Origin of the sequence: Paenibacillus sp. 2RAB27, assembly GCF_052115445.1 — a bacterium.
GTDB lineage: Bacteria > Bacillota > Bacilli > Paenibacillales > NBRC-103111 > Paenibacillus_E.
Genome location: NZ_JBFRGR010000013.1, coordinates 96224 through 112871, shown reverse-complemented (window position 1 = coordinate 112871; position 16648 = coordinate 96224). Strand labels below are relative to the sequence as shown.

General features: G+C 46.4%; 16 protein-coding genes. 12 read left to right on the top strand and 4 right to left on the bottom strand.

The features are described from left to right. Together AB4114_RS18770 and AB4114_RS18765 are read right to left on the bottom strand one after the other, a co-directional pair. Nucleotides 1–1029: a ThiF family adenylyltransferase gene (locus AB4114_RS18770; RefSeq protein WP_441989899.1), complete on the bottom strand. Its 1029-nt coding sequence runs from the start codon at nt 1027–1029 to the stop codon at nt 1–3. 57 nt (nt 1030–1086) lie between these two features. Continuing rightward, nucleotides 1087–1791 carry a molybdenum cofactor biosynthesis protein gene (locus AB4114_RS18765; protein ID WP_441989847.1) on the bottom strand — a complete coding sequence of 235 codons (705 nt, stop codon included), beginning with the start codon at nt 1789–1791 and terminating at the stop codon, nt 1087–1089. A 125-nt stretch (nt 1792–1916) separates the two neighbouring features. On the opposite strand from AB4114_RS18765, the gene AB4114_RS18760 reads away from it, so the two are divergent. The 11 genes from AB4114_RS18760 to AB4114_RS18710 all read left to right on the top strand — a co-directional run bounded on the left by AB4114_RS18760 (nt 1917) and on the right by AB4114_RS18710 (nt 13289). Further along, nucleotides 1917–2387: a hypothetical protein gene (locus AB4114_RS18760; RefSeq protein WP_441989846.1), complete on the top strand. Its 471-nt coding sequence runs from the start codon at nt 1917–1919 to the stop codon at nt 2385–2387. An 80-nt stretch (nt 2388–2467) separates the two neighbouring features. Continuing rightward, nucleotides 2468–3922, top strand: a complete 1455-nt coding sequence (locus AB4114_RS18755; protein WP_441989845.1) for a bifunctional metallophosphatase/5'-nucleotidase — start codon at nt 2468–2470, stop codon at nt 3920–3922. A 48-nt stretch (nt 3923–3970) separates the two neighbouring features. Then, a complete protein-coding gene (locus AB4114_RS18750; protein ID WP_056624158.1) occupies nt 3971–4783 on the top strand; it encodes an undecaprenyl-diphosphate phosphatase in 813 nt (270 codons plus the stop codon). A 107-nt stretch (nt 4784–4890) separates the two neighbouring features. Next, nucleotides 4891–6024: an HD-GYP domain-containing protein gene (locus AB4114_RS18745; protein ID WP_441989844.1), complete on the top strand. Its 1134-nt coding sequence runs from the start codon at nt 4891–4893 to the stop codon at nt 6022–6024. A 72-nt stretch (nt 6025–6096) separates the two neighbouring features. Beyond that, the gene (locus AB4114_RS18740) at nt 6097–8322 is read left to right on the top strand and encodes an MMPL family transporter (protein WP_441989843.1); all 2226 of its coding nucleotides are present in this window, start codon (nt 6097–6099) and stop codon (nt 8320–8322) included. Nucleotides 8323–8450: 128 nt separating this feature from the next. Then, nucleotides 8451–9578: a radical SAM/CxCxxxxC motif protein YfkAB gene (gene yfkAB, locus AB4114_RS18735; protein WP_441989842.1), complete on the top strand. Its 1128-nt coding sequence runs from the start codon at nt 8451–8453 to the stop codon at nt 9576–9578. 26 nt (nt 9579–9604) lie between these two features. Next, entirely contained in the window at nt 9605–10942 is a 1338-nt protein-coding gene (locus tag AB4114_RS18730) for a hemolysin family protein (protein ID WP_441989841.1), read from the top strand. A 14-nt stretch (nt 10943–10956) separates the two neighbouring features. Continuing rightward, complete coding sequence (ytvI, locus tag AB4114_RS18725) at nt 10957–12003, top strand: sporulation integral membrane protein YtvI (protein ID WP_441989840.1); 1047 nt, start codon at nt 10957–10959, stop codon at nt 12001–12003. A 192-nt stretch (nt 12004–12195) separates the two neighbouring features. Continuing rightward, the gene (locus AB4114_RS18720) at nt 12196–12435 is read left to right on the top strand and encodes a spore coat associated protein CotJA (RefSeq protein ID WP_441989839.1); all 240 of its coding nucleotides are present in this window, start codon (nt 12196–12198) and stop codon (nt 12433–12435) included. Next, nucleotides 12432–12698 carry a spore coat protein CotJB gene (locus AB4114_RS18715; RefSeq protein ID WP_441989838.1) on the top strand — a complete coding sequence of 89 codons (267 nt, stop codon included), beginning with the start codon at nt 12432–12434 and terminating at the stop codon, nt 12696–12698. Before AB4114_RS18720 ends, AB4114_RS18715 begins: the two co-directional genes overlap by 4 nt. 21 nt (nt 12699–12719) lie before the next feature. Further along, a complete protein-coding gene (locus AB4114_RS18710) occupies nt 12720–13289 on the top strand; it encodes a manganese catalase family protein (RefSeq protein WP_441989837.1) in 570 nt (189 codons plus the stop codon). A gap of 382 nt (nt 13290–13671) precedes the next feature. On the opposite strand, the gene nagA is transcribed toward AB4114_RS18710, so the two are convergent. Continuing rightward, nucleotides 13672–14844 (bottom strand): N-acetylglucosamine-6-phosphate deacetylase, encoded by a 1173-nt coding sequence (nagA, locus tag AB4114_RS18705; protein ID WP_441989836.1) that lies wholly within the window; start codon nt 14842–14844, stop codon nt 13672–13674. Next, nucleotides 14841–15569, bottom strand: a complete 729-nt coding sequence (nagB, locus tag AB4114_RS18700) for a glucosamine-6-phosphate deaminase (RefSeq protein ID WP_441989835.1) — start codon at nt 15567–15569, stop codon at nt 14841–14843. The genes nagA and nagB overlap by 4 nt, the downstream gene beginning before the upstream one ends. A 357-nt stretch (nt 15570–15926) precedes the next feature. On the opposite strand from nagB, the gene AB4114_RS18695 reads away from it, so the two are divergent. Next, complete coding sequence (locus AB4114_RS18695) at nt 15927–16598, top strand: HAD family hydrolase (RefSeq protein ID WP_441989834.1); 672 nt, start codon at nt 15927–15929, stop codon at nt 16596–16598. Nucleotides 16599–16648 lie beyond the last annotated feature (50 nt).

Here is a 16648-nt window from a genome sequence, read left to right as displayed (position 1 = left end):
CTACATCCCAATATAACGACTGTAAAGACTTTTGGCTTGAATTAAATCCTCAGTCCCTTGAATGAGAACACGACCACCAGGGAATAGAATAATTTGAATATCCTCAGATGCGTGAAACTTTAAAAGAAAACGATTTTTCTCAACCAGACCAAGCGGTTGAAGTCGTTCCTCCCAGTATTCCAGTGGTTGCGTGCTGGGAATAACCGGATGAATTTGAACCGAGTTGCGCCCGCATAAGGATTGAATGGTATCACTTTCAAGATGGGCATCTAAGTACTCGTATTGCTTCTGCGCACAAGCGGGACAATCCGACTTCTTAGCTCCAGAGACCCGTATTGCGGAGTTCTGATTGAACCATAAGTCCCATTGCTGCATGCTGAGATTGAGCTGATCCGTCGCACCTACGAGCAACTTAAGAGCCTCTGTGGCTTGGAAAGAAGCGACAACATGGATGATTCCTCCAATGACACCTGCAGTGTCACAAGTATCCGTGGTACCCGCAGCAGGTGCTTGTGGGAAGAGGCAGCGCAAACAAGGTGTTCGTTCAGGGATAATCGTCAGCGAAACGCCTCGTGAAGCTACAGCACCGCCATAGATCCAAGGTATCCCTAATTTCATGCTGACATCGTTGAGCAGGAAACGAACGGCAAAGTTATCGGTCCCATCGAGAATCACATCGACATCATGAAGCAATTCTTCGGCATTTGTAGCGTTAAGATCACAGACATGAGGATCAATGACGACATTGGAATTCACGAGCTGAAGACGTTTCGCAGCGGCAATTGCTTTGGGAATCGTGGCAGCAGCGTCCTCTTCATCGTACAGCATTTGTCTTTGCAGATTGCTTTTATCAACAAAATCACGGTCAATGATCCGAACATATCCAACGCCTGCTCGCACCATATGATTGGCAAGAACGGTGCCTAAAGCACCCATACCAACAATAGCAACACGACCAAGGCCAAGTTTGCGTTGACCTTCGATGCCAATGGGGGGGAAAAGAATTTGTCTCGAATAACGTGGGTCAATTCCTGTTGCATTTTCTGTATGTAAATGCGGGTCCAAGTAAAGTCATCTCCGTTCAAATCAGTTATCAGCCTGCGGTGCTTGAAGCGGGTTCCAGGGTCCTGTTTGATTGCCTTTCCATTCGGACCCATCCTCCCATATTTCTTTTTTCCAAATGGGCACGATTTGTTTCAAACGCTCAATAGCATATCTACTAGCGTCATAGCAATCAGCGCGGTGAGGCGAGGATACAGCGATCACGACACTGGCCTCAGCAATCGCGACCTTACCCAATCGATGTGTAATGGCACACAGCGTGCCAGGCCACTTCGCATTGATTTCTTCGCCGATGCTTGCCATCGTTTTCAATGCCATAGGGACATAAGCCTCATACTCCAATAGGACTGTTCGCTGTCCATACGTCATTTCTCGCGTCGTGCCGATGAAGGCGAGTGAAGCGCCATGGTTGGGATGATTCACCTTAGAGGTCACGGAGACGACATCAATCGTTGAATCGGTGATCTCATAGAGCGAAGGCTGCCCACCTGAAACAGGTGGTATGAGTGCGAGCTCGTCGGAGGCGGAAACCGTTTCCTGATCACCGGCATAAGCTTGATTTTTAGCGAAAAAACATATAGGAAGCTGCCCTGAGGCAGCAGGATAATCGGTGACGATTTTATCCTTCAATTGTGCAATGGTAATGGAATCTTGATCGACTGAAATCGTTAGAACCGCAGTACCGAATAGGTCTACAAGACCTGCGAAGAGTTGGATGTGTAAGTTCAATTTGTTTCTCCTTGCGATAGATGTTAGAATCCCTTACAGCATATCATATTTTGCCCTGAAAATGGTATAATGGAGTGATCCTTTGGCAGGGCATGGAATTTTGAATTAATGGAGGAGATCTAAGCATGCAATCCAATTCACACATAGAAGTGTCTGACTTACATAAGCGCAAGGAAACCTTTACTGTTGATGAAATGGTGACATTAGCGGAGCTGCGGTTGAACATTCAAGATCGCGTTCCGTCTGTAGAGGGGGAGGCATTTGATCTCAAATCGTGGTACCGTAACTGGAACAATAAGGGGCAGCATCGTACTGATGAAGAGCCTACTCATGTGAAGGTGGAAGCGGTAGATGAGTTCCAAGCGTTGATACCTTGGGGGCAAGCGGATCAAGCACTATTCCTATATGCACAAGAGGGACAAGCATTGAAGAAAGGATACCCTATTCGACTATATGTACCTGATGGAAGCAGTGAATGTCTGAATGTAAAAAGTATTGTTAAGGTATGGTTTCTGAACGATCCAGGTTTAGGTGAAGAAGCAACTTATGGGTTTAAGAACAAAGTTACCCCGGGTGAGCTCAAATTCAAGAAATGAGGAAGAGGATACTTGCATAATATAGAGACATGCTAGGAACTACTTGCCCATGAAGAGAGGTGAACGGGATGACGTCCCCCTTGCAACGGCTAGTCATATTGCATACGAATGATATTCATAGCCATTTCGAACAGATGCCCAAGATAAGCGCTTATTTTGATCGTATCCGCCGTCTCTGGCCGCCAGATCAAGTACTGACACTTGACATTGGCGATCATATGGATCGGATGTTTCCAGAGACAGAAGGAACGAATGCGATCGCTAATTTAGAGATCATGAATGCCACAGGCTATGAGGCAATGGTTCTGGGAAATAATGAAGGGCTAACCTTCACGCCGGATTGGCTGCGATCGGTTGTGTTGGAACACGCGCAGTTCCCGATTATTGGCAGTAACATTACAGAAATCAAAACGAATGAAACTCCTGATTGGATGCTGTCTTCACTGACACTTGAGAAATCCGGTCTTCGTATTGGTTTGATTGGGGTTACGGCTGCTTATCAAGCTTACTATGAGTTGCTCGGTTGGCATGTAAGTGATCCTATGAAGGCTGTAAGCGCCCATGTGAGCCTATTACGCCCCAAGGTGGACATTCTAATCGTCATGTCGCATTTGGGTCTGAGAACGGATCAACGGATGGCTGAGGAGCTGGACGGCATCGATCTCATCCTTGGCGGTCACACGCATCATTTACTTGAAGAGCCGCTGCTGATCAGCGGCACTTATATTGGTGCGGCCGGCAAGTTCGGTCAGTATGCCGGCCACATCGAACTTGCCTACGACCCGGCGCAGCGCCGGATCGTGGAGCTGAACGGCCGCGTCGTCCCGATGACGGACGCGAGCGAAGAAGACAGCAGCGTCATCACCCTGCTGGAGCACTACCGCATCGCCAGCAGCGCCTCGCTGGCGGTGGAGGTGGCGCAGCTGCGGCAGCCGCTGCGTCTGGATTGGTACGGCGAATCCCCGCTCGGCAACTTGCTTGCCGCGGGTATTCGCCGCTGGACCAGCGCCGAGATCGGGCTGGTCAATAGCGGGCAGCTCCTTCAGGGACTGAAGGAGGGGGGCTTGACCCGGGGCCGGCTGCTGGAAATCTGCCCCGGCCCGATCAATCCCTGCCGCATGCAGCTCAGCGGCGCGGATATTCGTCAAGCGCTCGAAGAGTCGCTGCTTGACGAGTTCATGGAGAAGCCGATACGCGGCTACGGCTTCCGCGGGGAGGTGCTAGGCGTCCTCTGTGTGGACGGGATAACCGTCCAAGTGGATGCTACGCGCCCTCCCTACGAGCGCATCGTCGCCGTATATGTCGGCGAGGAATTGTTAGATCCAGAACGTTCCTACCTCGTGGGCACGATCGATATGTTTACGTTCGGCTCAGGTTATATATCGTTGAGCCGAGGCAAGCAGATCGTTTACATGCTGCCGGAATTTATCCGTGATGTGTTAGCTGAACAACTGCAAGATGAGGCTGCGATTGCAAGCAGCCACCACTTTCGATTCTCAGATGTTGTCAGACCCAGTCCTAAACAGGTAGAATAGTAATCGGAGCAAGATTCCTGATAGTTATCAGAATTTTAGGGGGCAATTATGCATACAATTTTTGAGGCGATCATTATTGGGATCGTTGAGGGCTTGACTGAGTTTTTACCCGTATCCTCGACAGGGCATATGATTTTGGCACAGAGCCTGCTAAACACACAAAATGACGAAGTCATGAAGACGTTCGATTTCGTGATTCAATTGGGTGCTATTATGGCGGTAGTTATTATTTATTGGAAACGAATTCTTTCATTATTTGGACTTGTGAATCGGAAAAGCGAAAGTAAAACAGGGAAAAAACTGAATTTAATTCATATTTTAATTGGTATCATACCTGCTGGTGTGATCGGAGTTTTATTTAATGATGTTGTGGATGAGAAGCTATTCAATACAACAACCGTTTTAATTGGACTCGTGCTCGGTGGTATTCTATTGATCATTGCTGAGAAGAAAAAGGAACAACCCAAAACGACCGTCCTTGATGATTTAACGTATCGCCAAGCATTTGCTATCGGATTGTGGCAGCTCATTTCGATTTGGCCTGGTTTTTCTCGATCGGGTTCCACGATTGCAGGCGGTATGCTTTCTGGTGTAAGCCGTGCCGCTTCAGCGGATTTCACCTTCATAATGGCCATTCCGATTATGTTCGGGGCTTCAGGGGTCTACTTTTTGAAAAATTATGAAGCATTGTCATCCGACGATTTGGCCTTTTTTGTTGTAGGATTTTTAGTGGCTTTCGTAGTGGCTTTACTGGCTGTCGTATCCTTTATTAAATTTGTACAAAAGATGAAGCTCACTTACTTTGCGTATTATCGTTTTGCCATTGCAATAATTTTCGCGCTTTATATGTTTTTAAAGTAGAACACTAGCGAATCGCGTCGAAAGATGCGGTTTTTTGTATTGAACTTTTCTTTAAAATCTATTACATTTAAATAGAACGTAATGCTCACCTATGCGGGGGTCCTGAAATGCTGTTTATGCCGATCAACATGTGTCAACCTGGGATGAGGCTGGCTAAGAATATATACAACGATGATGGTATGGTCCTTCTGGCCGTTAATGTTGAGCTTACACAGAGACTCCTTGATCGCTTGTTTAGCTATGGAATTGATTATATTTACATAGAAGATGCTAGAACGAATGATATTATTCAAGAGGATGTCATTCAGGATGAAACAAGAAGCAAAGCAGTGATCGAAATTCGCAATACGTTTAAGAAGGTAATGGAAGATTCGAATAAGCGCGGAGCAGTGAATTATTACGATATTGGTCGTAATTTTCGTAATGTCATGAAGATGATTATTGATGATCTAAGTGCTCATGAGGGTGCGATGGTCATGCTTAATAATATGAATGTGAAAGATAATTACTTATTTCAGCATTCGGTCAACGTGAGTATTTATGCAATCATGCTTGGAATCAGTTATGGGTACAGTCGTGATAAGCTCGAAACTCTTGGTTTAGGTGCTTTATTGCATGATATTGGAAAAACGAAAGTGCCATTAGGCATTCTTCGCAAGCCTTCTCAGCTAACACCGGACGAGTTCAAGGAAATGAAAAATCATACGACCTATGGCTTCAATTTATTGAAGGATGAGCCGAATATCCCACTTCTTTCAGCCCATTGTGCCTTGCAGCATCATGAACGGATTAATGGCAGTGGATATCCACGGGGCATTCAAGGGGGCGAAATTAATGAGTTCGCCAGATGGATTGGACTTGTCGATTCCTATGATGCCATGACGACTACACGTGTGTATCGCAGACCTTTATTGCCACATGAAGCAATGGAGCAGTTATTCGCGGGATCTGGTACGATGTATGATCAAAGTCAGATTGCTTTGTTTCGAGACAAAATTGCCATTTACCCACTAGGGATTACGGTACGACTGAATACTGGCGAATATGGCATTGTGTCGAAGTTGAATATGACTGTTCCACATAGACCGACTATTCGTGTGCTTCAAGATGAAGCAGGTACTGTACTTAAAGAACCTTATGAAATTGATCTTTCAAGCAAGCTATCGATATTAATTTCCGAAATTGGGGAAATTAAGGTTAGCGAATCGGAATTAGATTCAAGTATGCCTACACTTCTATAGCATAGATATAGCACGTATTGGATAAAGAACCTGGGAAACCAGGTTCTTTTTGTAGATTAAGGAGGAAGCACGATGCGGGAGTCCATGGAAAAAGGGTTGTTTTGGAGATGGGGGCACGCCATGTTTCGGTTCCGATGGTTAGTGCTAACGATTGGCATTAGTTTAATGCTTATCTTTGCTATTTTTGCTCAAAAAACGCCAGGCATGTTGAAGGACAACGGGTTTACTCCGAAAGGGAGCGAATCCGATCTGGGCTTGATTCAAATGAGGGATGAGCTTGGTGTGCCTCGAACACAGCTGAATATCGTTTATGCGGGGCGTAATGGGCTTGATATAACAGTGAAAGATCAGCAAGACGCGATTATGGCCTCACTTACGAAACTGAAAGAACTGTCTTATGTGGAGAATGTGAAATTTATAACTACGCCTCGGAACGAGGGACATCTAGATGTCCAAGCTGTTAGTGTATCGCTCACATTGGATACAGATCCTGCCTTGGAGGCATACCCGGAGTTTAAGTCGCTTGTGYATCCACCGGCAGGTATGGACGTGTATGTTACGGGAGGTCCCGCAATTCTGTATGACATGCAAGTAGCCAGCAAACATGATATTGCCAAGTCGGAAGCGATTGGTTTACCTATTGCACTTCTCGTATTGTTAATTGTTTTCGGTACATTTGTTGCAGCATTCCTCCCCATGGTCGTGGGGTTGATGAGTGTGACGCTCACACTGGGAGTTACCTATTTTATCGCGCAGCATCAATCTTTATCGAATTTTTTGCCGAATATGGTTACGATGCTGGGGCTTGCTGTTGGGATTGACTATGCGCTATTTCTGGTTAGCCGATTTCGTGAGGAGCTTAAAGTACAAGGTAGTGTAGCTGCTGCCGTAGCCATGACATGTCAAACAGCAGGAAGATCGATTTTCTTCTCGGGTATCGCGGTACTTATTGGTTTATTGGGGATGCTGTTTGTGGATTTGACCTTCTTCCGGTCCCTTTGTCTCGGGGGGGTTATCGTTGTTTCAATTTCCGTCATTGTGGCCAATACAGTTCTGTTAGCACTTCTAGGTATTTTAGGTCATCGCATTAACTCCTTACAGGTCCTTCCAAAAGGATTCCGTAAGCAAGAAACATCGAAATTCTGGGAGAAAATTGCCTACGCGGTGATGAAACGTCCAGTCGTTTTAGTTGTGCTAATAGGCGGTGTGTTGATCTACAGTATGACACCGATCTGGCATATGAAATTAGGGGTGCCTAATGCGGAGGTTCTTCCTCCAAGCTATGAATCCCGATATGGAGCGGAGTTGCTCAAAACCGCCTATGATCCTCGTATGACAGGGCCGATTCAAATTGTGATACATACGAAAGAGGAGATCTGGTCAGCAGACTCGATCAGCGAGATTCAAGCTTACGGAGAGCGGGTCAAAGCTGTCGCTGGTGTAAAAGAGGTGCAGAGCTATCTAACCGTCTTAGGACAGCATTCGAATACAGAGCTTACAGGTATGTTTACAAAGAGGGATGTTCAAAAGCAGTTAGAAGACGCGCAATTAGCGAAAGGTCATACCGCTTTGATGGTCGTTATACCTGAGAAGGACACGGATGATCCTGTGACGGATACGTTAGTTCATGAGCTCCGCAAGTTAAACAAAGAAGCATTAGAGACTGCGGTTACAGGTGGGCCTGCCTACCGATTGGACATCATTGATCGCATTCAAAAGGAAATTCCTGAAGTTCTTATTTTCGTTATGGGAATTACCTATCTCGTTCTTTTGCTGGCATTTCGTTCCGTCCTGCTCCCGCTTAAAGCTGTGCTGATGAATATGCTTAGTTTAGGTGCTAGCTTAGGTATCGTCGTATTAGTTTTCCAACATGGATTTATGGCGGATATGCTGCACATTACGTCAATCGGATATGTGAGTGCAACGCTGCCTGTTATCATCTTCTGCGTCGTATTTGGTATCTCTATGGATTATGAAGTGTTCCTCATTTCACGTATCATGGAAGAGTATGAGGTGAGTGGGGACAATGATCAGAGTACAGCTGAGGGTTTGAAAAAAACGGGGAGCTTAATTACAAGCGCGGCTTTCATTCTTGTTGTCGTAGTTGGATCTTTTATTTTCACGGATATCGAAATTATGAAAGCGTTGGGACTTGGCCTCGGACTCGCTGTATTGATTGATGCCACGATCGTCCGGGTTATGCTGGTTCCTGCGCTTATGAAACTGCTCGGTGACGCCAATTGGTGGGCACCAAGGTGGCTCCGAGTGAAGCCTAAGGCAAAAGTAGAGAAGCGGTAGCGCCATCTGCAATTCCTGTCTCTGTTTCCTTTTTTGTGAATCATAAGTTACAATAAAGGGCATAGGTATAGGCATAATAGGTAGTAACATGTTCTTGAATAGGAAATGATAGGTCAGGTGTAAACAGCATGAATAGGAACGTAACACACTCCATCTTACCGGAGTTAACTCCCCAATATGATCCTTGGGACCCCATTCGGTCGTATCGGAAATACGGGAAACATGTATTAACCAGCATAGAGCTTACCATCACCAATCTGTGCAATATGCGTTGTGAGCATTGTGCAGTTGGGGATTCACTTACGATGTCAGAAGGACCACGCATTCCGTTGCCAGTTATTTTACAAAAGCTGGATGAGATTGAGCATTTGGAAACGATAAGTTTAACAGGCGGCGAGCCGTCCTACCACATCAAGATTGTGAAGGACTACATGCTGCCAATCCTGAAGTACGCGCGGGAGCGGGGAATTCGCACTCAAATCAACTCGAATCTAACTTTAGATTTGGAGCGTTATGAGCTGCTTGCGCCGTATCTCGATGTGATGCATATTTCGTTTAATTATTTGAATGCAGATGATTTCCATCAAGTAGGATTTGTGAATTCTCAGCGTCCCGTGGGGCAAGTAACGGCATTAGGGATGTATGAGCGAATGGTGAATAATACAATCGCGCTAAGCAAGGGCGGTTTGTACGTTTCTGCGGAATCGATGATTAACACGAGAACCCATTTGAAATTGCCTGAGATTCATCAGTTAATTAACGAAATGGGGTGCAAGCGTCACGAGGTACATCCGATGTATGCAAGCTCTTTCGCCTCACATCTTCCGATGGTTACGCTAGACGAATTGCGCGCGAGTATCCATCGCTTGTTAGATCATCGCAATCCAGAAATGTGGATGCTGTTCGGCACGCTGCCTTTTTTCGCATGTAATGAACTGGAAGCGGACCGTAAGTTAGTTAAACGTCTACGTGAGGAGCCAAATGTTACCGTTCGTAACGACCCAGATGGGCGGAACCGATTGAACGTCAGTACGTTTACTGGCGAGGTTTTCGTCACCGATTTTGCTAATGAGCCTCCGCTTGGAAATATACATGATGATGGGCTTGATGATATCTTTGCACGTTGGGAGAACAATCCGCTAAACCAGCAGGTGAATTGCTTCTGTAGTACGGCATCCTGTTGCGGACCCAACCTGCTCGTAGCTGACTCGTACTATCGCACTGTGGATTTCAAAAGCCGTAAAGCTATTATCTAATCATCTTTCCGAAGGAGAAATACATTTTGCCACATACGTCGTTTGATTTCGGTTCCATCGCACTTAATCTTTTCCTGGTTATCGTACTCGTTCTGTTAAATGGCTTTTTCGTAGCAGCCGAGTTTGCCCTTGTGAAGGTTCGACAGTCCCGCATTCAACAGCTTGTCAATGAAGGCAGCGGAAAAGCCAAATATGCGAGTATCGTAACGTCACAATTGGATAGGTATTTATCAGCCACGCAGCTTGGCATTACACTTGCCTCCTTGGGACTGGGTTGGATTGGAGAACCTGCGATTCATGATCTGATTATGGAGCCTCTATTTCATACATTTGGCTTAGGGGAATCTGTATATACAACGACTTTGTCTTTTATTATTGCTTTCGGATTTATTACGTTTATGCACATTGTGCTAGGGGAATTGGCTCCTAAATCGTTTGCGATTCAAAAACCTGAATTGACCTCTTTGTGGCTCTCAGCTCCGCTATTGTTTTTCTATCGAGTATTTCGCCCGATTATCTGGGTGCTTAATGGCGCGGCGAACAAATTTCTTGCGATGATCGGCGTTGAGCCTGCCAGTGAGAATGAAGCAGCACATACCGAGGAAGAAATTCGAATCCTGATGGATGAGAGCGTCAAAAGCGGTCATATCAATGAAGATGAGATGACGCTTTTCGATAATATTTTTGAATTCTCCGATCTCATCGCTCGTGAAGTGATGCTGCCGCGGACAGATATGGATTGTCTGTTTCTGGAAACAAGTTTTATCGATAATTTGCGATTCGTTCATGAAACCAAACACACACGCTACCCTGTAGCTGATGGGCATAAAGATAACATTGTAGGTTTTGTACATATTGCTGACTTGCTAACGGCGGATCCTGATGTCGAGCAGGAACTCAAGACCTTCATTCGTCCGATTTTGAACGTGCCGGAGTCGATGGAAGTTAGTCGCGTGCTTAAGCTCATGCAGAAAAAGCATTCCCAACTCGCGATCGTTGTTGATGAGTACGGGGGAACTGCGGGGCTCTTAGCTTTAGAGGATATCATCGAGGAAATTGTGGGAGAATTGCATGATGAATTCGATGTGAATGAGCGACCTGGCGTGGAAGTGAAAGACAAATATACTTCTGTCGATGGGCGTGTATTGCTGGAAGACCTGAACGACATGCTGGACCTCCAAATTGAAGATGATGATGTGGATTCGATAGGCGGCTGGCTGTTCAAGAAGGTGGAAGGTGCGCCTGTCAAAGGGAAGAAAGTGCCTTTTGCTAATCATGTTTTTGAAGTGACCGAGGTAGATCGATTACGTATTGTTCGTATACATATAACGAATATCGACACGATTAAACCGGGAAATGAATAATCGGAGGAGTCTCTATGTCACCCAGGACAGCTATAATCATGGCGGTAGGAATACTGGTGCTATACGGTTTGTTCACTGTAGGGCTGCCATTTCTCTTAGCGTTGGTGACTGCTATTTTTTTAGACCCACTCACAACTCTCTTGATGCGTGTCGCGAAAATGAAACGCTTTGTCGCCGCAACAATCGTTAGTACGGCATTTACTTTGCTGATGGTGGCATTAATCTATTTTATTGGGATGAATGTCGTCACCGAGTTAATCGATCTTGGTCGTAAAGCGCCTAATTACATGGAAGATGTCAATAATTACGTGGATCAAGCAGTGGTGCGGACCCAAGTATTCTATGACTCTTTATCCCCAGAGATGGCAGCGCAAGTACAAATGTGGGTAGAACGGGGTACAGAGACGTTAACTGGAGCATTGACGAGTATTTTGAGTGGAATTTCAGGATTTTTCCTCAATATGGCCGGGAAGATCCCTAATTTATTCATGCTATTGATCATCTATGTGATCACCCTGTATTTGTGCATGTACAACTTGCCGAATTTGAAGGTTTCTTTTCTCTCGATGTTTGAAACGAAAACCAAGGATAAGATGGAAAATGTGCTGACATATTTGCGTGAGGCTATTTTTGGCTTCATTCGCGCACAGCTGATCATGGCAATCTTTACGTATTTGTTGACTTTCATTGGATTGCTCGTCCTTCGGGCAGAGTACCCACTCGCCATTTCACTGCTAGTTATGGTGATGGAATTCGTACCCGTGATAGGAACTGGCATTATTTTCATCCCATGGATCATTTACCAGCTGCTGCTAGGATATACGAGCATGGGAATTGGCTTGTTCGTGCTCTTCTTGGTGCTGGTCATCCTCCGCCGGATTGTAGAGCCCAAAGTGCTTAGTGATGCCGTTGGGATCAACTCGTTAGCGGCTTTAATTTCCTTGTATATTGGCTTCGAATGGCTGGGCTTAGCCGGCTTGTTCCTCGGTCCTTTGGTCGTCATTATTTATCAAGCGTTGCGCAAAGCAGGCGTGTTGAAATTGAATATTAAATTAGATTAAGAATGAGCTAAAAGGAATCCCTTTCGAATTGCGCGGGTGCAATCGGAAAGGGATTTTTTGCTTTTGGCGGGGTGAAAGGCTCGGGAAAGGAGCTAAATTGATCATCTCATCGAAAAAAATGGGAAATCGGTGATTTTGGTCAAGTTATGCCGCATATAACGAGTCATATAGACTTTGAAAAGGAGGAGACGTATGAACACACAATTTAAAAGTTGGTACCCGTATATCGGACCGTGTGACCCTTGTCCACCGATTCGAGTGAAATGGTATAATACACCGCCGCAATTATATATGCATTTTCAACCGCCAGGATTGCCACAATTTAGCCCCTATGATGCTTTGAAAATAGGGACATTGTGGCCAGCGCTTTATGGGCCCTATCCGAATCCGTTACAGGAGACTAGAGGTGATGAAGGAGGCGAATCTACATGAGCGAGCGAGTGCTGCCCGAAGCCTATTACAAGCAACTTCGTGATTTGCAAACCGTGGATTTTGTATTGGTGGAGTTGAACCTATATTTGGATACCCACCCTGACGATCTGAGCGTGATCCAACAGTATAATCAATTTACCCATAAGCGAATGCATATAGCCCAGCAGTTCGAGATGGAGTTTGGCCCCTTGATGCCTTTTGGACACAGCTTCACGAAAGCGCCATGGCAGTGGGTGGAGACCCCTTGGCCGTGGCAAGTTTAGGAAGGAGAAGGAGGATAGCCCATGTGGATTTATGAGAAAAAGCTGCAATACCCAGTCATGGTAAGCAAATGTGATCCGCGGATGGCCAAACTGCTTCTTGAGCAGTATGGGGGAGCAGACGGGGAACTTGCTGCGGCCCTTCGTTATTTGAACCAACGGTATTCGATTCCGGATAAGGTTGTCGGTTTGCTGACAGATATAGGAACGGAGGAATTTGCCCACCTCGAGATGATTGCTACGATGGTATATAAACTGACGAAAGATGCCACTTTGGAGCAAATGAAAGCAGCAGGATTGGATGATCACTACGCAGCCCATGATCGAGGACTCTTCTATCAGAGCGCAGGAGGCGTCCCCTGGACCGCAACCTACATACAAGCCAAAGGAGATCCTATCGCCGACCTTTACGAGGACATAGCAGCAGAGGAGAAGGCGAGAGCGACTTACCAATGGTTAATTGATTTAACAGACGACGTCGACTTGCAAGATAGCTTGAAGTTTCTGCGGGAGCGGGAGATTGTGCATTCCCTGCGGTTTAGGGAGGCAGTAGAGATACTGAAGGCGGATCGGGTGGAGAAGAAGATATATTAAGTGTAGTGGTACATGTACCGCATTCCATAGAAAGAGGGCCGCCTCAAAGTAGTTATCGCTACTTCGGGGCGGCTCTCTACCGCGTTAGTCCGATTCCTCCGAACTAAACCGAGGGTTACTTATAAAAAATGACCAATAGTTCGTTTTTGCCGAGCTAATTATCCATTTTCCCTGTGTAAGAGTTGTTTTGATCGAATTAGTTTGGCTATTTAGGACTATTTAAGATGTAATGGGACAACAATGAGATTAATTCGGCAATTTCGGACTAATGAGTTGCCGAGGGAGTAGTCCGTCCCGTACTAGTTGACATAAAAAGTGGTCGCTCAACTTTAATTAGCTGAGCGACCACTTTTCTTCCATGTATCTAATTAGATAACCACAATTAAGCTTCTTTCATCGCCGCGCCGTGCACCCAAACCTGCTCGAGCTCAAGCTCCGAGCTGATCAGCAACAAGTCGGCGTGCTTGCCTGCGGCGATCGAGCCGTGCGTCGCTTCGAGGCCAAGCAGTCTCGCCGGATTGCCGCTCGCGTAGCGGCTCGCTTCTGCGACGCTGACACCGACCTCGCGCACCATAAACCGGAGCGCATCGATCATCGTCAGCGTACTGCCGGCGAGCGCGCCGCCCTCCGTCAGCCGGGCAACGCCCGCCTGCACGGTCACGGCTTGGCCGCCTAGGTCGTACTGCCCGTCGCCGAGGCCGGCGGCGGACATGGCGTCCGTGATCAGCAGCAAGCCATGCGGCTGCTTCACCATCGTCAGCAGCTTAATCGCTGCTGGATGCACATGGATTCCATCGGCGATCACCTCGCCGCTGATGCGTGCGTCGGTGAGCACGGCACCGACGGTCCCCGGCTCGCGATGATGCAGCGGCTTCATCGCGTTGAAGGTATGCACCGCATGAGAGAGCCCGACAGCCACCGCCGACTGGATGTCGGCGTAAGAGGCGTCCGTGTGGCCGCATGCAGCAACGATGCCTTGATCGCGCAGCCACGCGATCATCTCATAGCCCCCCTCGCGCTCGGGGGCAAGCGTCAACTGCTTCATGAGCTGCGGGAACCGCTCATGCCAATCTTTCAACCAATCAAGCTGCGGCGTAACCATGAGCTTCGGGTCTTGAGCGCCGGCCCACTTCGGCGAAATGAAAGGACCTTCCAAGTGCACGCCAAGCAGCTGAGTATAAGGCATACCCTGCTCCATATAGCTGTGCACTTCAACGAGAACACGATCAATGGCTTCACGCGTAGCTGTCATCGTCGTAGCCAGCATGCCAGTTGTGCCATGCGAAGCATGGAATTTGGTGATCGTATCCAAAGTTTCCGAATTCGCATCCATGAAATCAGCGCCGTAACCGCCATGCACATGAACGTCAATGAAGCCAGGCAGCAACCATTTGCCGTCTGCTTCGATGCGAACCACACTTGGACTAGCTGTGTTCTGCCAACCAGTTTGTTCACCCACGTAGGCCAATTTACCATCTATTACATGAACTAATCCATTTTCAATGATACCTTGTTCCGTGACGACCTTGGCACCCGAGATGAGAAGCTCGCTCATTCGAACAGCCTCCCTGCCTCAGCATCAAGTAGAACAACTAGATGAGGATGAGTCTGCAGCAGTGTGGCAGGGACTTCAGTTGTAATCGGTCCCGTTAGAGCACGATGTACGATTTCAGCTTTATCAGCGCCGCGTACGATCAAAAGAATTGTTTTGGCTTTCAGAATGGTACCAACGCCCATCGTCAAGGCGTGTGTAGGCACGTCATTAATGGAATCGAAGTATCGCGCATTGGCTTCACGTGTTTCTTCTTTTAATTCAACACGGTGTGTACCACTAATCAAGGAATCGTCAGGCTCATTAAAGCCGATATGTCCATTATGGCCAAGGCCTAGAATTTGCAGATCAATTTGCTTCGCATCATCCAAAAGTTGATTGAATCGCTCACACTCTGCTTCTAGGTCAGGTGCATTCCCATTCGGGATATGAGCGGCTTCCGCAGGAAGATCAATATACGCAAATAAATGTTGCTGCATATAAGCATGATAGCTTTCAGAATGGTCCTCAGGTAAGCCAACATACTCATCTAGATTAAAAGTTGTCACTTGTTTAAAACTAACACGGCCCTTCTCGTAGGCTTTCACGAGCTCTTCGTAAATACCAACCGGTGTGCCACCTGTGGCTAAGCCGAGAACAGCTTTGGGCTGCATTTGAACCAGAGAGGTAATAATACCTGCACCTGCTTCGTTAAGTTCTTGTTGATTCTGGAAAATATGAAGATTCATATTCATTATTCCTCGCTTTCATGGATGTAAAATGTAAGTGGTTAGAGAGAGTAAGGTTCAATGGACTATTTAGAAAGAGTTCATTTTTATTTTGCGTGAAAATTTCATTTATGGATCAAATTATTCTCATTTCAATCATAACTGATATTTTTGAGATCGGCAATAACCATTTTCCACTAAATAGTAGAGTGTAAAGTTTCACTTTCTACATTGTCTATATTTTTGATAAACACTGTGAGACGTCCAAGAAGGACTGAGTAGTCGTTTATTGTAATTCTACATTGACTTACATGGGTATGTTTGCCATTCTTAACATAGATCATTACAACTATTTTATACAGATAAAGGAGTAAGAACATGACGACTCGGGGACAACTGCCAGAAGCAATGCTTTTTGATTTGGATGGGACGTTATTTCAGACGGAAACCTTACTATTACCAGCGTACCATGCGACTTTCGACGAGCTTCGAGCCAAAGGAATATATGAAGGGGAGACACCGCCTGAAGACCGAATTCTTGGTGCGTTAGGCATGCTCCTTGAACAAATATGGATGCGTGTGATGCCAGAGTCGCCTGTTGCCGTACATCAGGAGGCAGATAAGTTATTGATTAAGTACCAGGTCGAAGGACTTCAGGAGGGCCGCGGGGTATTATACGAAGGTGTAGCTGAAACCTTACAGACTTTGCATGCCAAAGGGGTTCGTTTATTTGTTGCTAGTAATGGGTTAGAAGATTACGTCAAACAAGTTATCGCGGAGATGGGGCTAGCGCATCTGTTCGAAGGCTTATATAGTGCAGGAGAGTACCAAACGCGTTCCAAAGTAGATTTAGTCCAAATTTTGCTCGAAAAACACGGCATTCAGTCCGCTTGGATGGTTGGAGATCGTTCGTCAGACGTAGAAGCGGGACTTCGTAATAACCTTACCGTTGTGGCATGCGACTATGCTGGCTTTCGAGAAGCTGGAGAACTTGAAGGAGCACATATCCGAATAGGACGATTTTCTGAGCTGCTGGACTACATTTCCTAATTCTCGCAGGTCTGTCGCAAAGCGGGAGCCTTGGGCATACACTGTAGCAC